Origin of the sequence: Bacillus sp. FSL R5-0397, assembly GCF_038593395.1 — a bacterium.
Lineage (GTDB): Bacteria > Bacillota > Bacilli > Bacillales > Bacillaceae > Bacillus > Bacillus altitudinis.
In genome coordinates this window covers 796480-813222 of sequence record NZ_CP151992.1, presented here as the reverse complement: position 1 = coordinate 813222, position 16743 = coordinate 796480, and the positions used below count along the sequence as shown (strand labels likewise).

At 42.3% G+C, this 16743-nt stretch carries 18 protein-coding genes; 9 read left to right on the top strand and 9 right to left on the bottom strand.

From position 1 onward, the window contains the following. Positions 1-46 precede the first annotated feature (46 nt). A complete protein-coding gene (locus tag NSQ70_RS03955) occupies positions 47-238 on the bottom strand; it encodes an SE1561 family protein (protein WP_003218031.1) in 192 nt (63 codons plus the stop codon). 147 nt (positions 239-385) lie between these two features. On the opposite strand from NSQ70_RS03955, the gene yfkAB reads away from it, so the two are divergent. The 3 genes from yfkAB (at position 386) to NSQ70_RS03940 (ending at position 3352) form a co-directional block, all read left to right on the top strand. Beyond that, complete coding sequence (yfkAB, locus tag NSQ70_RS03950) at positions 386-1507, top strand: radical SAM/CxCxxxxC motif protein YfkAB (RefSeq protein WP_017358799.1); 1122 nt, start codon at positions 386-388, stop codon at positions 1505-1507. Between the two features lie 7 nt (positions 1508-1514). After that, the gene (locus NSQ70_RS03945; protein WP_025206933.1) at positions 1515-2351 is read left to right on the top strand and encodes a mechanosensitive ion channel domain-containing protein; all 837 of its coding nucleotides are present in this window, start codon (positions 1515-1517) and stop codon (positions 2349-2351) included. Between the two features lie 281 nt (positions 2352-2632). Beyond that, complete coding sequence (locus tag NSQ70_RS03940) at positions 2633-3352, top strand: YebC/PmpR family DNA-binding transcriptional regulator (protein WP_007496614.1); 720 nt, start codon at positions 2633-2635, stop codon at positions 3350-3352. Between the two features lie 374 nt (positions 3353-3726). Here the strand turns inward: NSQ70_RS03940 and NSQ70_RS03935 are convergent, their stop codons facing one another. The 3 genes from NSQ70_RS03935 to NSQ70_RS03925 all read right to left on the bottom strand — a co-directional run bounded on the left by NSQ70_RS03935 (position 3727) and on the right by NSQ70_RS03925 (position 6087). Then, entirely contained in the window at positions 3727-4488 is a 762-nt protein-coding gene (locus NSQ70_RS03935) for a YfkD famly protein (protein ID WP_224559743.1), read from the bottom strand. An 88-nt stretch (positions 4489-4576) separates the two neighbouring features. After that, positions 4577-5644, bottom strand: a complete 1068-nt coding sequence (cax, locus tag NSQ70_RS03930) for a calcium/proton exchanger (protein WP_206116060.1) — start codon at positions 5642-5644, stop codon at positions 4577-4579. 65 nt (positions 5645-5709) lie between these two features. Then, positions 5710-6087, bottom strand: a complete 378-nt coding sequence (locus tag NSQ70_RS03925; RefSeq protein WP_268431494.1) for an OsmC family protein — start codon at positions 6085-6087, stop codon at positions 5710-5712. 75 nt (positions 6088-6162) lie between these two features. Here NSQ70_RS03925 and NSQ70_RS03920 point away from each other — a divergent pair, with 75 nt between their 5' ends. From NSQ70_RS03920 to NSQ70_RS03910, 3 genes are read left to right on the top strand one after another with little or no spacing between them, the layout of a single operon-like run. Beyond that, complete coding sequence (locus NSQ70_RS03920; protein ID WP_008341750.1) at positions 6163-7326, top strand: MFS transporter; 1164 nt, start codon at positions 6163-6165, stop codon at positions 7324-7326. A gap of 14 nt (positions 7327-7340) precedes the next feature. After that, complete coding sequence (locus NSQ70_RS03915; protein WP_236551958.1) at positions 7341-7541, top strand: hypothetical protein; 201 nt, start codon at positions 7341-7343, stop codon at positions 7539-7541. A gap of 44 nt (positions 7542-7585) precedes the next feature. Continuing rightward, positions 7586-7849 (top strand): GNAT family N-acetyltransferase, encoded by a 264-nt coding sequence (locus tag NSQ70_RS03910; protein WP_236551957.1) that lies wholly within the window; start codon positions 7586-7588, stop codon positions 7847-7849. A gap of 32 nt (positions 7850-7881) precedes the next feature. Here NSQ70_RS03910 and NSQ70_RS03905 read toward each other — a convergent pair whose 3' ends face one another. The 4 genes from NSQ70_RS03905 to NSQ70_RS03890 are packed head-to-tail and all read right to left on the bottom strand — an operon-like array spanning position 7882 to position 9717. Further along, entirely contained in the window at positions 7882-8025 is a 144-nt protein-coding gene (locus NSQ70_RS03905; protein ID WP_162484020.1) for a hypothetical protein, read from the bottom strand. Positions 8026-8056: 31 nt separating this feature from the next. Next, positions 8057-8875, bottom strand: a complete 819-nt coding sequence (locus tag NSQ70_RS03900) for a YhjD/YihY/BrkB family envelope integrity protein (RefSeq protein WP_008341753.1) — start codon at positions 8873-8875, stop codon at positions 8057-8059. 18 nt (positions 8876-8893) lie between these two features. Beyond that, positions 8894-9226: a hypothetical protein gene (locus NSQ70_RS03895; protein ID WP_007496597.1), complete on the bottom strand. Its 333-nt coding sequence runs from the start codon at positions 9224-9226 to the stop codon at positions 8894-8896. Positions 9227-9246: 20 nt separating this feature from the next. Further along, the gene (locus NSQ70_RS03890; RefSeq protein WP_008341755.1) at positions 9247-9717 is read right to left on the bottom strand and encodes a low molecular weight protein-tyrosine-phosphatase; all 471 of its coding nucleotides are present in this window, start codon (positions 9715-9717) and stop codon (positions 9247-9249) included. 174 nt (positions 9718-9891) lie between these two features. Here NSQ70_RS03890 and NSQ70_RS03885 point away from each other — a divergent pair, with 174 nt between their 5' ends. Continuing rightward, positions 9892-11247 (top strand): sodium:alanine symporter family protein, encoded by a 1356-nt coding sequence (locus NSQ70_RS03885; protein ID WP_041090695.1) that lies wholly within the window; start codon positions 9892-9894, stop codon positions 11245-11247. A gap of 75 nt (positions 11248-11322) precedes the next feature. Next, on the top strand, positions 11323-11538 hold the full coding sequence (locus NSQ70_RS03880) for a DUF1128 domain-containing protein (RefSeq protein ID WP_008341757.1): 216 nt from the start codon (positions 11323-11325) through the stop codon (positions 11536-11538). A gap of 107 nt (positions 11539-11645) precedes the next feature. On the opposite strand, the gene NSQ70_RS03875 is transcribed toward NSQ70_RS03880, so the two are convergent. Next, entirely contained in the window at positions 11646-12164 is a 519-nt protein-coding gene (locus tag NSQ70_RS03875) for a type 1 glutamine amidotransferase domain-containing protein (protein WP_007496591.1), read from the bottom strand. A 254-nt stretch (positions 12165-12418) separates the two neighbouring features. Here NSQ70_RS03875 and NSQ70_RS03870 point away from each other — a divergent pair, with 254 nt between their 5' ends. Beyond that, the gene (locus NSQ70_RS03870; RefSeq protein WP_342502467.1) at positions 12419-16699 is read left to right on the top strand and encodes a multifunctional 2',3'-cyclic-nucleotide 2'-phosphodiesterase/3'-nucleotidase/5'-nucleotidase; all 4281 of its coding nucleotides are present in this window, start codon (positions 12419-12421) and stop codon (positions 16697-16699) included. The last annotated feature ends 44 nt before the right edge of the window (positions 16700-16743 follow it).

Genomic DNA, 16743 nt, shown 5'->3' with positions numbered 1-16743 from the left:
CTTTTTGACCTGCCAATTTAAAGAAAAAAGCCCGCATCAGCGCGAGCTATTCTTCCTTCCAATCGGTTTTAAACCGTTCATATTTCGCTTCTAGGTCGTCAATCATCTGGATGAGTCTGTCTATATCCTCAACGTCTGTGGATTCAGGATCTAATGAATCAATCACATTCATAAACATATCTAATCGGTTCTTTAAATAATCAACCTGCTGTTCTTTGCTGTCTGCTGCCTTGCCCATAGATACACTCCCTTTAGCATTTGTTTATAGCTTATCTTTTTTTCCTTTGTAAATCAATTGTGTCCCCTCTTGCGTATAACGGTGATGGGGCTTAAAATTAACTGTTGGCGGGTCTATGTTTGCCCGAATGAAAAGGAGATAGATACCATGAACCAAAAAACAGCACTTCGTCCGATTACACCTGCATTCGACCCTTGGGAAGCCTATCTCGATGTGCAGGATTACGGAGAAATGAAGCTGACAAATATTGAATTGACGACAACGACGTTGTGTAACATGAGATGTGAGCACTGTGCGGTTGGCTATACTTTGCAGCCAAAAGATCCGAATGCACTGCCACTCGATTTACTGCTTCGCCGTTTAGATGAAGTACCGCTCTTGCGTTCCCTTAGCATTACAGGCGGAGAGCCGATGCTGTCTCTGAAATCTGTACGGGAATATGTCGTCCCTTTATTAAAGTATGCCCATGAACGCGGCGTCCGTACCCAAATTAATTCGAATTTAACGCTTGATTTGGCTCGATATGAAGAGATTATTCCATACTTGGATGTCCTACACATTTCACATAACTGGGGGACGGTCGAAGAGTTTGCTACGGTTGGTTTTGCAATGATGGACCGAAAGCCAACCTTTGAGCAGCGCGAGAAATTGTTTAACCGCATGATTGAGAATAGTCAAGCACTTGTGAAAGCGGGTGTAACCGTATCTGCTGAAACGATGCTGAATAAGCGTACGCTTCCTTATATTGAACACATCCATCGTCAAATCGTGGACGAGATGAAATGCCAGCGCCATGAAGTTCATCCGATGTATCCAAGTGATTTTGCCAGCGCCCTTGAATCATTGTCGCTTCCGCAAATGCGGGATGCGATTCATCAGCTGCTCGATGTTCGTGATGAGAACACATGGATGCTGTTTGGCACATTGCCATTTTATTCATGCAGCACAGATGAAGAAGACCAGCGCCTCTTGACTCGATTGCGTCAAGCGAAAAATGTGACAGTACGAAATGACCCTGATGGCCGTTCACGGTTGAATGTGAATATTTTTGATGGGAATATTATTGTGACAGACTTTGGCGATACACCGCCATTAGGAAATATTGAAACCGATACGTTGCAATCAGCTTATACACGCTGGATGAACACAAAATTGGCAAAAGAACTGAATTGTCATTGCCCAAGTGTGCAATGCCTTGGTCCGAATGTTCTTGTGAAAAACAGTTATTATCAAGATGTTGATTTTACTTCTCGTACAGCCAGGGGGTAACCGATAGATGGACGAAACATTTCTGACAGTGGTCAAGAACAAATACATTGAAATTCTCCTTGTTGGCCTCATTCTTTGGCTTGCCGTCTTTATGATCAACAAAGCGCTTCAGATTTTCTTTAAACGCACTGAATTCATTGAAGACAAGAAGAAAAAAACGATTGAGAGCTTGGTCAAATCGGTTTCAAAGTATACAGCTTCCATATGTTTTGTCTTATATGTGATTTCTCTATTCTTTCATGACTTTGGGAAGATTCTTGCGGGGGCTGGTGTTGCTGGAATTGTCATTGGTTTTGGCGCTCAGACCTTGATTCGTGATATTTTAGCCGGCATCTTCCTCATTTATGAAAGGCAAATTCATAAAGGTGACTATGTGACGGTCAATAATCTTTTTAACGGAACCATTGAAGAAATTGGTCTCCGGTCTTTGCAAATTAGAGAATGGAGCGGCAAGCTGTTAACCATTTCAAACGGAGACATTCGTCAAATCCAAAACTACAATATGCACTACATGCGTATCACAGAGTCAGTCTTGATCAGCGCAAACCAAAATCCTGACATTGCTTTCAAGGCGCTAGAAACAGCATGTGATCAGTTAAATCAAATGCATCATGATTTATTGAAAAAAGATGAATTCCAAAACGCCATTGAACCTTTTCAGGTTCATGGCATTATGGGGCTCAATAAATTGAATCGCGGGATTGAGATCACCGTAAAAGGAATGGTCGAGGATGAAAAATACTTCGAAGCCGCCCTCGCTGTGCGAAAAGAAATGATCACACAACTTCATCAGCATGATGTGAAATTGCTTGAGGATCTCGTCTATCCACAGCCTGCAAAATAACCTCATTTTTGATGGGGTTATTTTTTTGATCACTTTTTGTTAATTAGTTAATTATCATGCATGTAGTTCACATGATCATTCGGTGTGATGAGCTGACTAGACCGCATGAGAAAAATAAGACGCTTGAACAACTTGGACATATCAGCTAAGGAATTCTTTTCTTTTCAGCCCTCTTACTTCTATCCTCTTGACTGATTCATGTATAATAGAAAGCAGATTGATTTCATGCAGCATGGGGACCCTCATACTGTGTATTTACTAATTGAAAGAGAGTGAATAAGATGGGTCGTAAATGGAACAACATTAAAGAAAAGAAAGCATCAAAGGATGCCAATACAAGTCGTATTTACGCAAAATTCGGGCGTGAAATCTATGTGGCTGCCAAGCAAGGTGAGCCAAATCCAGAATCAAACCAGGCACTTCGTTTTGTCCTAGAACGTGCAAAAACATATAGTGTCCCAAAACACATTGTGGACCGTGCGATTGAAAAAGCAAAAGGCGGCGCAGAAGAGAACTTCGATGAGCTGCGTTACGAAGGATTTGGTCCAAACGGATCTATGGTGATCGTTGATGCCCTGACCAATAACGTCAACCGCACGGCGTCTGATGTTCGTGCAGCATTTGGGAAAAACGGCGGAAATATGGGCGTCAGTGGATCTGTTGCTTACATGTTTGACCAAACAGCGGTGATCGGTGTCGAGGGGAAAAGTGAAGAAGAAACGCTTGAACTTTTAATGGAAGCAGACATTGATGTACGTGACATTATGGAAGAAGATGATACGGTGATCGTCTACGCTGAACCAGATCAATTCCATCAAGTTCAAGAAGCGTTCAAACAGGCAGGCGTAGAAGAATTTACTGTCGCTGAAATCACAATGCTGCCTCAAAACGAAGTGACATTAGATGATGAATCGAAAGCACAATTTGAAAAACTCATCGATGTATTAGAAGAGCTTGAAGACGTGCAGCAAGTTTATCATAATGTGGATTTAGGGGAATAATCAGCTAAGCCATCGTAGTTGTTGGATTCATTCAACTTCTGCGTTGGCTTTTTTATTGTCTAGGTAAGGTTTACGTTCTACTCAAGACCATGTAATATGAAGAAAGAGTCGTTTCCACAAATAACCAAGGAGCTGAGTTTCATTTTTAAAACATGGTGGTTTTCGTATTATGGCTTTATGATCCTCCCTCTTATTGGCCTATGCTTAATTTTCAACAATTTGACGATATTCACTAAAGTCTTTCTCTTTCTTTTCTTTGTATGGTTTTTATATAACGCCTTTGATTTTTACATTCATGAAATGAAAAAGAAAAAAGATAGGACATCTTAATCAAAAAACAGTCATCTCCCCTTGGTAAGAGGAGATGACTGTTTTTAATTCATCCCTTGAAACCCAAACGTCAGGTGATCCTGAACAGGAATCCAAGCGCCGATTCCTTGTGAGGTCACATTTTTTACGACAAGTTTGCGTTTATTTCCCTTGAGCACAAGATACACTTCTCCGTAAGTAACCTTTCCTTTTTCGTTAATGGCTGGAGCGTATGCATGCAGGGTTGCTGCTTTTTTCGGAGATACGTGGTAGGACTGATCTCGCTTTGTTCCTGCACCAATCACTGTGTCGAAGGCGAGCGGAAGTTTTGTTTTTTGGATGGCTTTTTGCATCATCAATGTTTTCACATCTTCTGGGTTTGGTACTTTTGCAGTGAGCCCTCCACTTACTTTTACTTGTTGCTTTTGCACGTATTTGCCGATGGCTGTTTTGTTTCCGCCTCTATTATCAATGTGATTCGTGTTCACTTTTTTGTATTCCCAATTGGCGACGGTTTCGTTTGAATCATAGCTAAGTGCCCATCTTCCAAGAAAAATCGTTGCCCTGTAGCCAACTGCTAGCGGTGTACCTGAGATACTGGATTCATTCAGCATTTTAATTAAATGTGTATTTTCAATTGGTACACTTGTTGTTTTAAATAATTCGGCCGTCAGCTCGCTCGGCTGTAGCAGCGGTTGATCTTGTGACGCATTTGGATACGTATTTTCCTTTGAGATACTGGCGACAGACGATGGCACCTTAAACGGCTTTGCTGCCTCGGCTGGAAAGCTGTATAGAAAACTTAAGGATAAGAGAACAACAAACATGATGCGGGGCATCTTTTTCATATCATCACTCTTTCTCATTCATTTTTCCATAGTATTTTCCCGAAAGACGTCCCTTATCCACAAAAGATTATAAAAGGAAAAATCCAATCGCCATAATGAAATAGGCAGCGAGCAATGTAGCACCTTCAAACCAGTTCGTATCCCCATCATTTGAAAGGATCACCGTTAGTAAAACAGAGGATGCCATGGCAATGAGCTCTGGTAATGAGAAGATCAGTGGCATTTGCTTTTCAAAAAACAGAGAGCTGATCACAAGGATCGGTGCGACCATCATGGCGACTTGAAGCGTAGAACCGAAAGCAATTTCGACCGCGACATCCATTTTGTTTTTATACGCCATAATGACAGCAGAAGCGTGTTCTGCTGCATTACCGACAATCGCAACAATGATGACCCCGATAAACAGTTCACTCCAGCCAAACTGTTCTCCGACTGTGTCAAATGTATGGACCAGCCGCTCTGAAATATACGCCACAGCAATTGTCGCAAGGAGTAAAATCGCCGTGGCAAACTTCCCCGACCACTCTGGTGTTTCTTCTTCCGTCGCTGCTTCCCCTTCCGCAATTTCCTGCTTGGCAACATAAACACCTCTGTGGCTGACCAGTTTGAAATAGAGTGCTGCGACATAAAGCAAAATCATCACAATGCTAATGCCGATACTTAAAACAAATTGACGATTTTCTGCCATCCCTATGGAAAAGACTTCTGGAATGACAAATGCCACAATAATCGCAAACATAAGCAACCCAGAGTTATGCCTTGCATCGTGGACATTGAACTCTTGTCGTTTAAATTTCAATCCGCCAACGAAAAAAGACAGTCCAGCCACGAGCAGTAAATTGCCGATCACTGAGCCAGTGAGTGAAGCAAGGACAATGGCGGTGAGTCCTTGTTTTAATGCAAAAAATGAAATGATTAATTCCACTGCATTTCCAAAAGTAGCGTTTAATAACCCACCAATTCTTGGTCCTGCTATAATGGCAAGACTCTCTGTCGCTCTTCCCATAAAACTTGCAAGACCGATGATGGCGATACAATAGACGGCGAACATGACAGCCTGCGGAAAATGAAGAAAACTTCCAATTACAGATAATGGAACACCAATTGCGACAATCACAAGAAACAAACGATTCATACAGCCAATCTCCTTTACATCATATCTGACTGTTATTCTTTCGTGAGTGCCGGCATCATATACATTTAGATTCGTTCGTGTGAAAGGGTGATATCAATCGTTCCTTTCACGGATTGCACCATGGAGCAATGCTTCAACGCAAGTTTCATTACTTTTTCCAGCTGTTCATCAGAGGTGCTGATGCTTTCAAAGATCATATGTAAATGAATATGAGTGATTTTGTTTACAGTTCCTTCTCTTGTCGTTTCAGGTGTAATGGTCAGCCCTTGATAGGATATTCGTTTTTTTCGGCATACATGAATGACCATTTCTCCAAAACAGCCCGCAATAGCCGAGGTGAACAATTGATACGGTCTGTATCCCGCTTCTTCATTTCCCGAAATATGCAGCTGCCTATGATCAGCATTTGCGACCCACCGATCATTTTCGTATATCAGCTTCATTCCTTTTCCACCTTTCTATTGAAACCCCTATGGTTCCATTGTACGATGAAAGCATGAACTTGTAAGGAGCTTCTTATGTCGAGAATTCATTTTATGATTTTAATTTTACTTGTATCCGTATCTGGTTTTTCGCAGGGAGCGTTACTGCCAGTTATTTCGATTATTTTCGAACATGCCGGCACTTCCCCGACGTTAAACGGACTGCATGCCACCGGCTTATATCTCGGCGTGCTGCTTGCGTCTCCTTTTATGGAAGCGCCGCTGCGCCGCTTCGGATTTAAACCATTGATCGTCATTGGGGGCGCTGCTGTCTTTTTAAGTTTGTTTAGCTTTGTCTTTATTGAATCTTATGTCGTCTGGTTCTTCTTGCGGCTGATGATCGGCATCGGTGATCATATGCTTCATTTCTCCACACAGACGTGGGTAACCTATGCCTCATCATCTAGAAATCGCGGGCGAAATATTTCATTGTATGGGTTATCCTTTGGACTCGGTTTTGCCGCTGGCCCTTTTTTAACACCACTCATTGAAATCAATCCATCCTTGCCGTTTATTGTGTCTGGTGCAGTTAGTTTGTGTATTTGGCTGCTTGTGTTTGTTTTAAAAAATACATATCCTGATACAGGTGAAATGCAGACGTCAGAGCAGACAAATAGTTTGAAGCGCTTCAAGAAGGCGTTTCAATTTGGCTGGGTAGCGTTTATGATGCCGTTTTGCTATGGCTTTTTAGAGACGACGCTCAATAGTAATTTCCCTGTGTATGCACTGAGAAGCGGGGTGACGATAGATGCTGTTGCGTTTATTTTACCTGCGTTTGCGATTGGGAGTATTGTTTTTCAGCTTCCTCTTGGGATGCTGAGTGACCGTTTCGGCAGACGACGCATGATTTTAGTTGTGACACTCGTCGGTTCATTCTTTTTCCTTTTAGCAGGGATTTTCATTCAGTCCGTTTTGGCTGTTGCGATCTGTTTCTTTATCGCAGGTATGGCTGTAGGTTCGACCTTCTCACTTGGCATCAGTTATATGACAGACTTATTGCCAAAGCATCTGCTGCCTGCTGGGAATTTGATGTGCGGGATGGCGTTTAGTGCAGGAAGTATTCTCGGTCCGGTTCTTGGCGGATTCTTTGTGCAGACGTTCGAGGGCATGAATTTACTTTACCTTGTCAGCATTGTGATTTTATTTGTGTTTTGTTGTGTTCGATTTGGGAAGACGCTGGCAGTGGTTGAAAGTAACTAAATGGAGGATCTATTTTGTTTACATTTAACATTTCAGATGACTTAAAATTGGCGTGTTTACAAGTAGCCGATGCAGAGGCATTATTTGCACTTATCCAGCAGAATAAAGACCACTTGGGAGAGTGGTTACCTTGGGTGAATCACTGTCATCGCATAGAAGATGTTCAATCATTTATTCAATCTGCCCGCACTGCCTATGCTGAAAAAAAGATATAGAATCGGGTATCGTATTAAACGGTCAATTAATTGGGGTATTCCGTATGACGTTTCAGCATCGGATAGGCAATATTGGGTATTGGATTGGTGAAGATGCGCAAGGGCAAGGTATTGTGACCAAAACAGTGAAATGTATGACATTTGCCTTTGCTCCTGAAGTCGATGGATTTGAAATCTTTTGTCCTGTTGGGCATGTCAGAAGTGAACGTGTTGCGATGAAAGCAGGCTTTCAGCTCGATCCAAACTATCAGCCAAAGCCTGCTGCAGCTTTTCTCTTGAAGCGTTATATACGGAAATTGAATCATTAAAAACTCCCCTGCACCTATGCAGAGGAGTTTTTTCATCTAGTGATACCCATTTTGCCCATTCGCACTTCCACTTGTTTTGTGCTTTGGCTGATGGCCTTTGTTTTGTTTTGTGTTGCTTCCGCCTTTTTTCGATTGTTTAGACATTCGTTATTCCCCCATCCGTCAAGATTGAACATGTTCGTTCTCCTTTAGGATGCCCGGTTTTCTTTACACCTTGCCTGGTACGATTTTACGCTTATGTAAAAGCGCATTGAGCTCGCCGCCGAGGATGATCATAATGCCGGTTAAATAAAACCAGATCATTAATATAATGATTCCCCCAATGCTTCCGTACATCGCACTATAGTTGGCAAATTCGCCTACATAAAATGAGAACAGCATGCTGACGAGAATCCAGCCAACAGAAGCGAATATGGCACCCGGCAGCACAAATTTCAATTTCAGCCTGATGTTAGGGGCAAAATAATATAGGGATGTAAAAACAATTAGTAAAATCAGTGGACTAATAATCCATCTCATGGCGGTCCAAATGGTGAGAAAGGCATCTGACTGCCCTACTAATTTGGCAACGAATAAGCCAAGCTCTTTTCCAAAGACAGGCAGCATCAAGGCAAAAATAATCGTAAGCACCATCGCAATGGTTAAGATGATCGATGTTAAACGTACGAGAATGAAGGAACGATTTTCCTCAACTTCGTAAGCATGGTTAAATGCTCTGACCACCGCATTAATGCCGTTGGATGCAGACCAGAGTGCCGCAATAATCCCGAATGACAACAATCCGCCGTTACGGTTATTCAGCGTCTCTTCGGCAATGGATTCAATCATCGAAAGCGCTCCCTCTGGCGCATAACCAGAAATGACGCTTAGAACATCCTTTGATGTCAGCGGCAAATAACCAACAAGCGTCAGCACGAAGATGAGAAACGGAAATAATGAAAGCAAAAAGAAATACGCAAGTTCAGCTGATTTTGCCGGTCCTTCATGCAGCAAAAAGCGTCCAATTAACGCTTTAACAAAACCCATACGCCTCATCTCCAATGATCAATCTTTCTGTTTCTTTTGAAAGTGATCCTTTGTTTCTTCAATAATCTCTAATACCTTTGGTGTTGTTTCCTTTAACTGATTCACCTGTTCATTCAGAAAAGACAAATCATCTGAGACCGTTCTCATCAATTGCTTCGTTTCTTCCATTTTTCCCTTCACGCAAGCAGACATCTTGCCAGGCTCCAGGCGGTATTCATCCAGCTTTTGCTGGCAGTCATTCCATTTTTCTTTCAGTGCAGTTCTTGTTGGACGATGAAATAATGTCAGCAATATGCCGCAGGCTGCGCCTATAACAGCTCCCCGAAGCACGATTTGTTTGTTCTCTTCCATCTCATCTGATCTCCTTTCAGTTAAAGGTGTTTCTCTTTTTTTACATACGTCAAAAAACGATCAATTCCTGTTTCAATTAAATCATGTACTTCCTCAAAGTTCCCAGTGTAATAAGGATCTGGCACATCGTCTCGATCGTCGTCTTCTACAAAGTCAAGAAGACGGCCAATAAAGTGATGTTTTCCATAGCCGGCTAAACTGCGGAGGGCGCCTACATTTTCAGCATCCATCGCAATGATATAGTCGTATGTGGTGATATCCTTATCCATGATTTGTCTTGCAGTCATTCCTTCATAGCTGATGCCCTTTTCATCAAGTAGCTTTCGTGTTCCTTCATGCGGAGGACTGCCTTGATGCCAGCCGCCAATGCCTGCTGAATCAATCACAAAGTGTTCACTCAGCCCTTCGTCTTCGACTCGTTTTCTAAACATCGCCTCTGCCATCGGTGACCTGCAAATATTGCCGAGGCACACAAATAATACATGAATCATCCTTCATTCTCCTCCTATCTTTTCCCTAAGAGTCCCTTTGGAAAACCTTTTCTCTATCATATCAAGCCCTTTTTCTTTTGGAAACTTTGCAAGAAAAACTCCCATCGGCATTGACAAAATACACAAAAAAAGGAGAAACTTTAGGAGAATTACACAAACAAAGGGGGACATTAGATGGGAATCATTGAGCAGTTTGTCACGACGATGAACAATTTTTTGTGGGGGCCTCCCCTGTTGATTTTAATTGTTGGTACTGGAATCTACCTCACCTTTCGCATCCTCTTCATTCAAATTAGATTACTTCCTTATTCTTTAAAGCTCGCTTTTTCAAAACAAGACAAAACATCAGAGGGAGATATCTCCCATTTCCAAGCATTAATGACGGCTCTTGCTGCAACTGTCGGTACAGGGAATATCGTCGGTGTTGCCTCAGCTGTCATTGCAGGTGGTCCTGGTGCAGTATTTTGGATGTGGTTTGCTGCATTTTTCGGGATGGCCACCAAGTTTGCAGAAGCTGTTCTGGCTGTAAAATACAGGGTCAAAAACGAAAAAGGCGAAATGTCTGGCGGACCTATGTATTATTTAGAGCATGGCTTAAAACAGAAATGGCTAGGGGTGCTATTTGCTGTTTTCGGTGCCAGTGCTGCCTTTGGGATCGGCAACCTGGTACAGTCTAATTCCATCTCAGGCGTCATGAATTCAACCTTTCAAATTCCAACATGGGTAACAGGTATCATCATTACCGCCTTTACGGCACTCGTGATTTTAGGCGGAATCAAAAGTATCGGCCGAGTGACATCTATTTTTGTACCAGTCATGGCTTTATTTTACGTCATTTGCGGGCTCATCATTCTTGTCATGAATGCTGATCTTGTTCCTGGCGCAGTCAGTCTTATTTTCTCAGATGCCTTTACAGGTCAAGCCGTAGCAGGTGGTGCGATTGGAACTGTCATTCGCTGGGGTGTCGCACGAGGAGTCTTTTCCAATGAAGCTGGTCTTGGATCAGCACCAATTGCTGCTGCAGCTGCGAAAACGGATATGCCTGCCCGTCAAGCTCTCGTCTCTATGACGCAAGTGTTTATTGACACCATCATTGTTTGTTCTATCACTGGCATTACGATTGTCATGGCAGATATGTATTTAACAGAAAAAAGTGATGCGCTGACTTCGTTATCCTTTGCTCACTTCCTCGGTCCAGCTGGCTCAATCATCGTGGCAATCGGGCTGCTCCTGTTTGCCTATTCAACCATCATTGGCTGGTCCTATTATGGAGAGAAATGCTTTACATATTTGGCGAAGGATTCGTACGTCATGTATTACCGCATCGTGTTTGTGATAGCTGTCTTTTTCGGTGCCGTGTTTAAGAATGACTTCGTCTGGGGCGTAGCAGATATGCTCAATGGACTGATGGCCATTCCAAACTTAATTGGCCTCATCGGTTTATCAGGTGTTGTGGTGTTTGAATCCAAACGAATCATTGATAAGATCAAAGAGGAGAAAAAGGAAAAAAACATTTCAGTGTCGTCATAATAGCCCTTTTATTCTTTTGCTTTTCTGTTAAAATAGACATATTATTCGACACATGCAGGAAAGGACGTGCCGCCCTTGTCACAGCAAAAAGCGGCTGAAGTCAATCAGCTGATTGAAGACATTTCGCAAAAGCTCAATATGCTGAATATTGGAGTCATCAAAGCCGAAGACTTCAGTCCAGATAAGTATGAAGATATTGAATTTCTTCACCAAATGGTGATGAAAAAATCTTCATTCAGCCCAAGTGAAATGCAAGCCATTGCAAGCGAGCTGAAAAGCTTAAGAAAATAATCGTGCACCTGATACTGGATTGCGGTTGACGCCGCTTTCTTACATCCATGCACAGAAAAAGCCAGCACCTCGCAAGGTGCTGGCTTTTTTTATCCTGTCAAAACTACTTATTTTGCGAGCAGTTTTAATGATTCACGGTTAAATGCTGGAATGTCATCAGGTGTACGGCTTGTGACAAGTTGATCCTGACAAACGACAACTTCTTCATCTTTGAATTTGGCGCCTGCGTTTTCCATATCTACTTGAATGGATGTATAGCCGGTCGCGCCTCTTCCTTCCAGCGTCTTCGCTGTAATAAGTAATTGCGGTCCATGACAGATCGCAAATACTGGTTTTTTCTCGTCCATAAAGGCTTTTGTGAATTGCACGTAGCGATCATCCGCACGCAGAATGTCTGGTGAGAAGCCGCCAGGAATCAGAAGTGCATCGAAGTCTTCTGGTTTCACGTTATCGATAGACGCATCGACTCTTACTTCTGCCTCTCCTTGCTTTCCTTTCACTGTTTTTCCTTTTTCGTTTTCAATTACTGTGATCTCATGGCCTGCGTCTTTAAAGGCTTTTGCAGGCTCGGTGAATTCAACATCCTCAAAGTAATCTGTTAAGACAACTGCAATTTTCTTACCCATGTAGAAACCCTCCTGCTTGATTATCGTTTACACTACACACTATACCCCCGCCAATTGAAATCAAACATCCTATCCCTATGAGAAAACCCCCTTTCAGAAAAATAAGCATTTAGACTCATTCACATTCCCTTAACAAGGTAATTCGTATGATTTATGTTATCTTTACAATAATCTGCAAAAAATAACTACAAAAGTTAACGAAACATTTCTACAATAGGTATTGTGGTCAAAAAAATTAGAAAGGCGGAGATCAGGTGAAGAAGCAAGCACATAGGTCTAAACGAAGGAAAAACCTGTCTATTCTGCTCACTTCCATTATGTTGATTAGTCTCATTCTCCCAGCAGTACCTACTCATGCAGAAACAGAAAGCGGCAGCGCCGTAAAGGTCAGTATCTTAGCCACAACGGATGTTCATGCGAACATGATGAATTACGATTACTACAGCGACAAAGAAACAAATGAATTCGGTTTGGCAAAAACAGCCGAGCTGATTGACAAGCACCGTTCACAAAATCCCAATACACTCCTTGTTGATAACGGAGACCTGATTCAAGGAACCCCTCTTGGAGAATACGTTTATAAAAATGAAAAAGACATCATCATCAATCAAACAAAGGTTCACCCCATTATTCATACACTCAACAAATTAAAATATGATGCAGGTACACTCGGCAATCATGAATTTAACTACGGTTTATCTTTTCTTGACGGTACCATTGCGGGCGCCAACTTCCCGATTGTCAATGCGAACGTCAAAAAGTTAAACGGAGAACACCGATTTACTCCTTATGTCATTCAGGATAAAACCTTTAAAGATGCAAACGGAGCCTCCCAAACTGTGAAAGTCGGTTACATAGGATTCGTACCACCACAAATTATGACGTGGGATAAGAAACATTTAGATGGACAAGTTCAAGTGCAAGATATTGTGGAGTCTGCCAATGAAACCATTCCAGAAATGAAAGCAAAAGGCGCAGATGTCATCGTCGCTCTTGCTCATACAGGAATTGAAAAAACAGCTTCACCTAAAGGATCAGAAAATATGATCTTTGACCTTGCCACGAAAACAAAAGGCATTGATGCGATTGTGTCTGGCCACCAGCATGGCACATTCCCAAGCGCTGAATATAGCGGCGTTGACAAATTTGATGTCGCAAAGGGAACCATTAATGGCATTCCTGTCGTCATGTCAAAAAACTGGGGAAGCTACCTCGGGGTCATTGATTTAACGCTAGAACCAGACGGAAGCAACTGGAAAGTCACAGACGGAACAGGCAAAATCGAATCCGTTGCCGGGGTGACATCTCAAAACAGTACAGTGAAAAATGCCATTCAAACAACTCACCAAAACACCCTAGATTATGTCAGAAAGCCAGTTGGAAAAACAGAAGCAGACATTAACAGCTTTTTCGCTCAAGTGATGGATGACCCTTCTATTCAAATCGTGACAGATGCCCAGAAATGGTATGCACAAGAAAAAATGAAAGATACTTCGTACAAAAACTTGCCGATTCTTTCTGCGGGTGCGCCATTTAAAGCCGGCGGACGCAATGGTGTGAACTATTATACAAATATCGCAAAAGGTGATTTAGCGATTAAAAACATCGGCGATCTCTATCTTTACGATAACACCGTACAGATTGTAAAACTAAAAGGCAGTGAAGTAAAAGACTGGCTTGAAATGTCTGCTGGTCAGTTTAACCAAATCAAACCAAACACTTCAAATGAACAGCCTATTTTAAACGAAGAATACCGCTCATATAATTTTGATGTGATTGATGGTGTGACGTACCAAGTAGATGTCACACAGCCTGCTAAATACAGCACAACGGGCACACTTGTTAACGCTAGTGCGAACCGCATCAAAAACTTGTCTTACAACGGAAAACCCGTTTCTGACAATCAAGAATTTTTAGTCGTGACAAACAACTACCGTGCATCTGGCGGCGGAGGCTTCCCGCACCTCACACAAGATAAAGTCGTGCTTGCCTCAGCAGATGAGAACCGCCAAGTGCTGATGGATTATATTATTGAACAAAAAACCATTAACCCAAGCGCAGATCAAAACTGGTCCATTGCACCAGTAAAAGGCGCAACCGTCACTTTTGAATCTTCTCTTTTAGCAAAACCGTTCGCAGAGAAATCAAGCAGCGTCGACTTTATTCGGAATGCCAGCACAGACGGACTTGGCGTGTACAAGCTAGCGTTTAAAGATGATGGTACAACAGAACCACCTGCAACAGACAATTGGCATTTAACGGTGATGCATACAAACGATACACATGCCCATCTGGATGATGCAGCAAGACGCGCAACCAAGATCAAAGAAGTTCGCGCCCAAAGCGAAAACAATATTTTATTAGACGCTGGAGATGTCTTCTCTGGTGATCTCTATTTCACAAAATGGCAAGGACTTGCCGATCTGAAACTGATGAACTTAATGAAATACGATGCCATGACGTTTGGGAATCATGAATTTGACAAAGGTCCATCTGTCCTTCGTCAATTCCTGACAGGTGACGCATCCAGTGTAGATGCTAAAAACCGTCATCAGTTTGAAAAACCGAACTTCCCGATCGTGTCATCAAACGTGAATGTCTCTAAGGAAAAACAGTTAAGCGACTTAGTGAAAAAACCAGCAACATTTAAAGCTGGTGAGAAAAAAGAAGCTGGCATTTACCCTTACATTCTACTTGATGTAAATGGTGAAAAGGTCGCTGTATTCGGTCTAACCACTGAAGACACAGCCATTACATCCAGCAGTGGTCCCAACATTCAATTTCAAGATGCATACAAAAAAGCAAAAGAAACAGTCAAAACCATTCAAACTGAAGAAAAAATTAATAAAATTATTGCGCTCACACATATCGGCTATAACCGTGATCTAGAACTGGCTCAAAAAGTAGATGGCATTGATCTCATCATTGGTGGTCACACCCACACCCTTGTTGAAAAATTAAAGGTCATCAATAAAAAAGAACCAACGATTGTTGCGCAAGTAAAAGACTACGGACAATTTTTAGGAAAAGTAGACGTGGCCTTTGACAAAAAAGGCGTCGTACAGCCAAAAGAATCTACTTTTGACCTCATCACGATCGACGACTCTGTGAAAGAAGATGCGGACGCAAAAGCGATTCTTGATCAGTACAAGGCAGATATCCAAGATTTAAAAACCGAAAAAGTCGGGACATCAGATGTCTTCTTAGATGGACAGCGTGAACACGTCCGTGCAAAGGAAACGAACCTTGGAAACTTTATTGCAGATGGCATGTTAAAGAAAGCACAAGAATCTGCTGGGGCTGACCTTGCCATTACAAACGGCGGCGGTATTCGAGGCAGCATTGAAAAAGGAGATATCACATTAGGGGATATTTTAACCGTGATGCCTTTTGGAAACACACTATATGTCGCAGATTTAAAAGGCAGTCAAATTAAAAAAGCGCTTGAACAAGGTCTTTCAGGCATTGAAGAAGGCGGAGGCGCATTCCCTCATGTAGCCGGTATTGAATATACGTTTACACTGAGTAAACCAGCTGGCAGTAGACTGATTGATGTCAAATTGAAAGATCAAAAGGGCAATCTGACTGACATTGATGATCAGAAAACATACCGCGTGGCGACTAACGCATTTGTCGGCACAGGCGGTGATGGCTACAGCGTCTTTACAGAAGCGTCTCATGGTGAAGACTTAGGCTATGTTGACTATGAAATTTTCAAAGAGCAAATTGAACAGGCAGACGGTCATATTTCTCCAGTCATCGACCATCGAGTGAAAGAAGTATTCCTTCCTCGCTTGAAAGGAAAAGGCGTCTATGACATTCAAGATGATGAGAAATTCCAAACGTATGTGCAGCATACGAACAAAGCATTGCTCTATTTAGACAAAGCAACCGAAGCGAAAAAGGTTCGATTGTCTCTATCAAAAGGGCAAGTAGCTGAATTGAAGAAACGAGAGCAAGATCCAAACGTCACCATCTATCATGACAAAGTCGGTCTAGCATTACCGCTCTCCAATTTGTCAGAGCAACAAGCAGATATATCAATGGCAAAAACAAATAAAGTGAAAAACGCATTAACCGACACATACGATTTCCAAATCAAACAAGATCAGAAAAATGTGTCTACCTTTAAAGATCCCGTCACACTGTTCTTTACATTAGATGCGCCTGAAAAAGCGAAAAAACCAGGTGTCTATTATGTCGATCGTGAGAAAAACCGCTATGCCAAAACAAGTAACGGTTCATTCGAAAACGGGATTGTCTCAGGTAAAACGGAGCACTTTAGTGAATACACCGTACTCAATCAAAGTGAAGCGGCTGGAACAGCTCCAGACCAAACTGGCGGAGACGGTGGAACTTCTGCTCCAGGCGGTTCGGATCCAAGTCAGGATGGAAGCGGCTTACCAGGCGGCACACTGCCGAATACGGCAACGATGATGTATACAGCGGTATTAATTGGCTTGCTCATGCTCGCCTCAGGCGGTATCCTTTATTACTACCAGCGCAAGCGCACACGAAACAAAGTATCATCTTAATAGAAAAGGACAGAGCATTTGCTCTGTCCTTTTTTGCATCTCAC

Coding starts and splice junctions, on each gene's coding strand:
- NSQ70_RS03955 (WP_003218031.1), bottom strand. CDS start 238: ATGGGCAAGGCAGCAGACAGCAAAGAACAGCAGGTTGATTATTTAAAG.
- yfkAB (WP_017358799.1), top strand. CDS start 386: ATGAACCAAAAAACAGCACTTCGTCCGATTACACCTGCATTCGACCCT.
- NSQ70_RS03945 (WP_025206933.1), top strand. CDS start 1,515: ATGGACGAAACATTTCTGACAGTGGTCAAGAACAAATACATTGAAATT.
- NSQ70_RS03940 (WP_007496614.1), top strand. CDS start 2,633: ATGGGTCGTAAATGGAACAACATTAAAGAAAAGAAAGCATCAAAGGAT.
- NSQ70_RS03935 (WP_224559743.1), bottom strand. CDS start 4,488: ATGTTTGTTGTTCTCTTATCCTTAAGTTTTCTATACAGCTTTCCAGCC.
- cax (WP_206116060.1), bottom strand. CDS start 5,644: ATGAATCGTTTGTTTCTTGTGATTGTCGCAATTGGTGTTCCATTATCT.
- NSQ70_RS03925 (WP_268431494.1), bottom strand. CDS start 6,087: ATGAAGCTGATATACGAAAATGATCGGTGGGTCGCAAATGCTGATCAT.
- NSQ70_RS03920 (WP_008341750.1), top strand. CDS start 6,163: ATGTCGAGAATTCATTTTATGATTTTAATTTTACTTGTATCCGTATCT.
- NSQ70_RS03910 (WP_236551957.1), top strand. CDS start 7,586: ATGACGTTTCAGCATCGGATAGGCAATATTGGGTATTGGATTGGTGAA.
- NSQ70_RS03905 (WP_162484020.1), bottom strand. CDS start 8,025: ATGTTCAATCTTGACGGATGGGGGAATAACGAATGTCTAAACAATCGA.
- NSQ70_RS03900 (WP_008341753.1), bottom strand. CDS start 8,875: ATGGGTTTTGTTAAAGCGTTAATTGGACGCTTTTTGCTGCATGAAGGA.
- NSQ70_RS03895 (WP_007496597.1), bottom strand. CDS start 9,226: ATGGAAGAGAACAAACAAATCGTGCTTCGGGGAGCTGTTATAGGCGCA.
- NSQ70_RS03890 (WP_008341755.1), bottom strand. CDS start 9,717: ATGATTCATGTATTATTTGTGTGCCTCGGCAATATTTGCAGGTCACCG.
- NSQ70_RS03885 (WP_041090695.1), top strand. CDS start 9,892: ATGGGAATCATTGAGCAGTTTGTCACGACGATGAACAATTTTTTGTGG.
- NSQ70_RS03875 (WP_007496591.1), bottom strand. CDS start 12,164: ATGGGTAAGAAAATTGCAGTTGTCTTAACAGATTACTTTGAGGATGTT.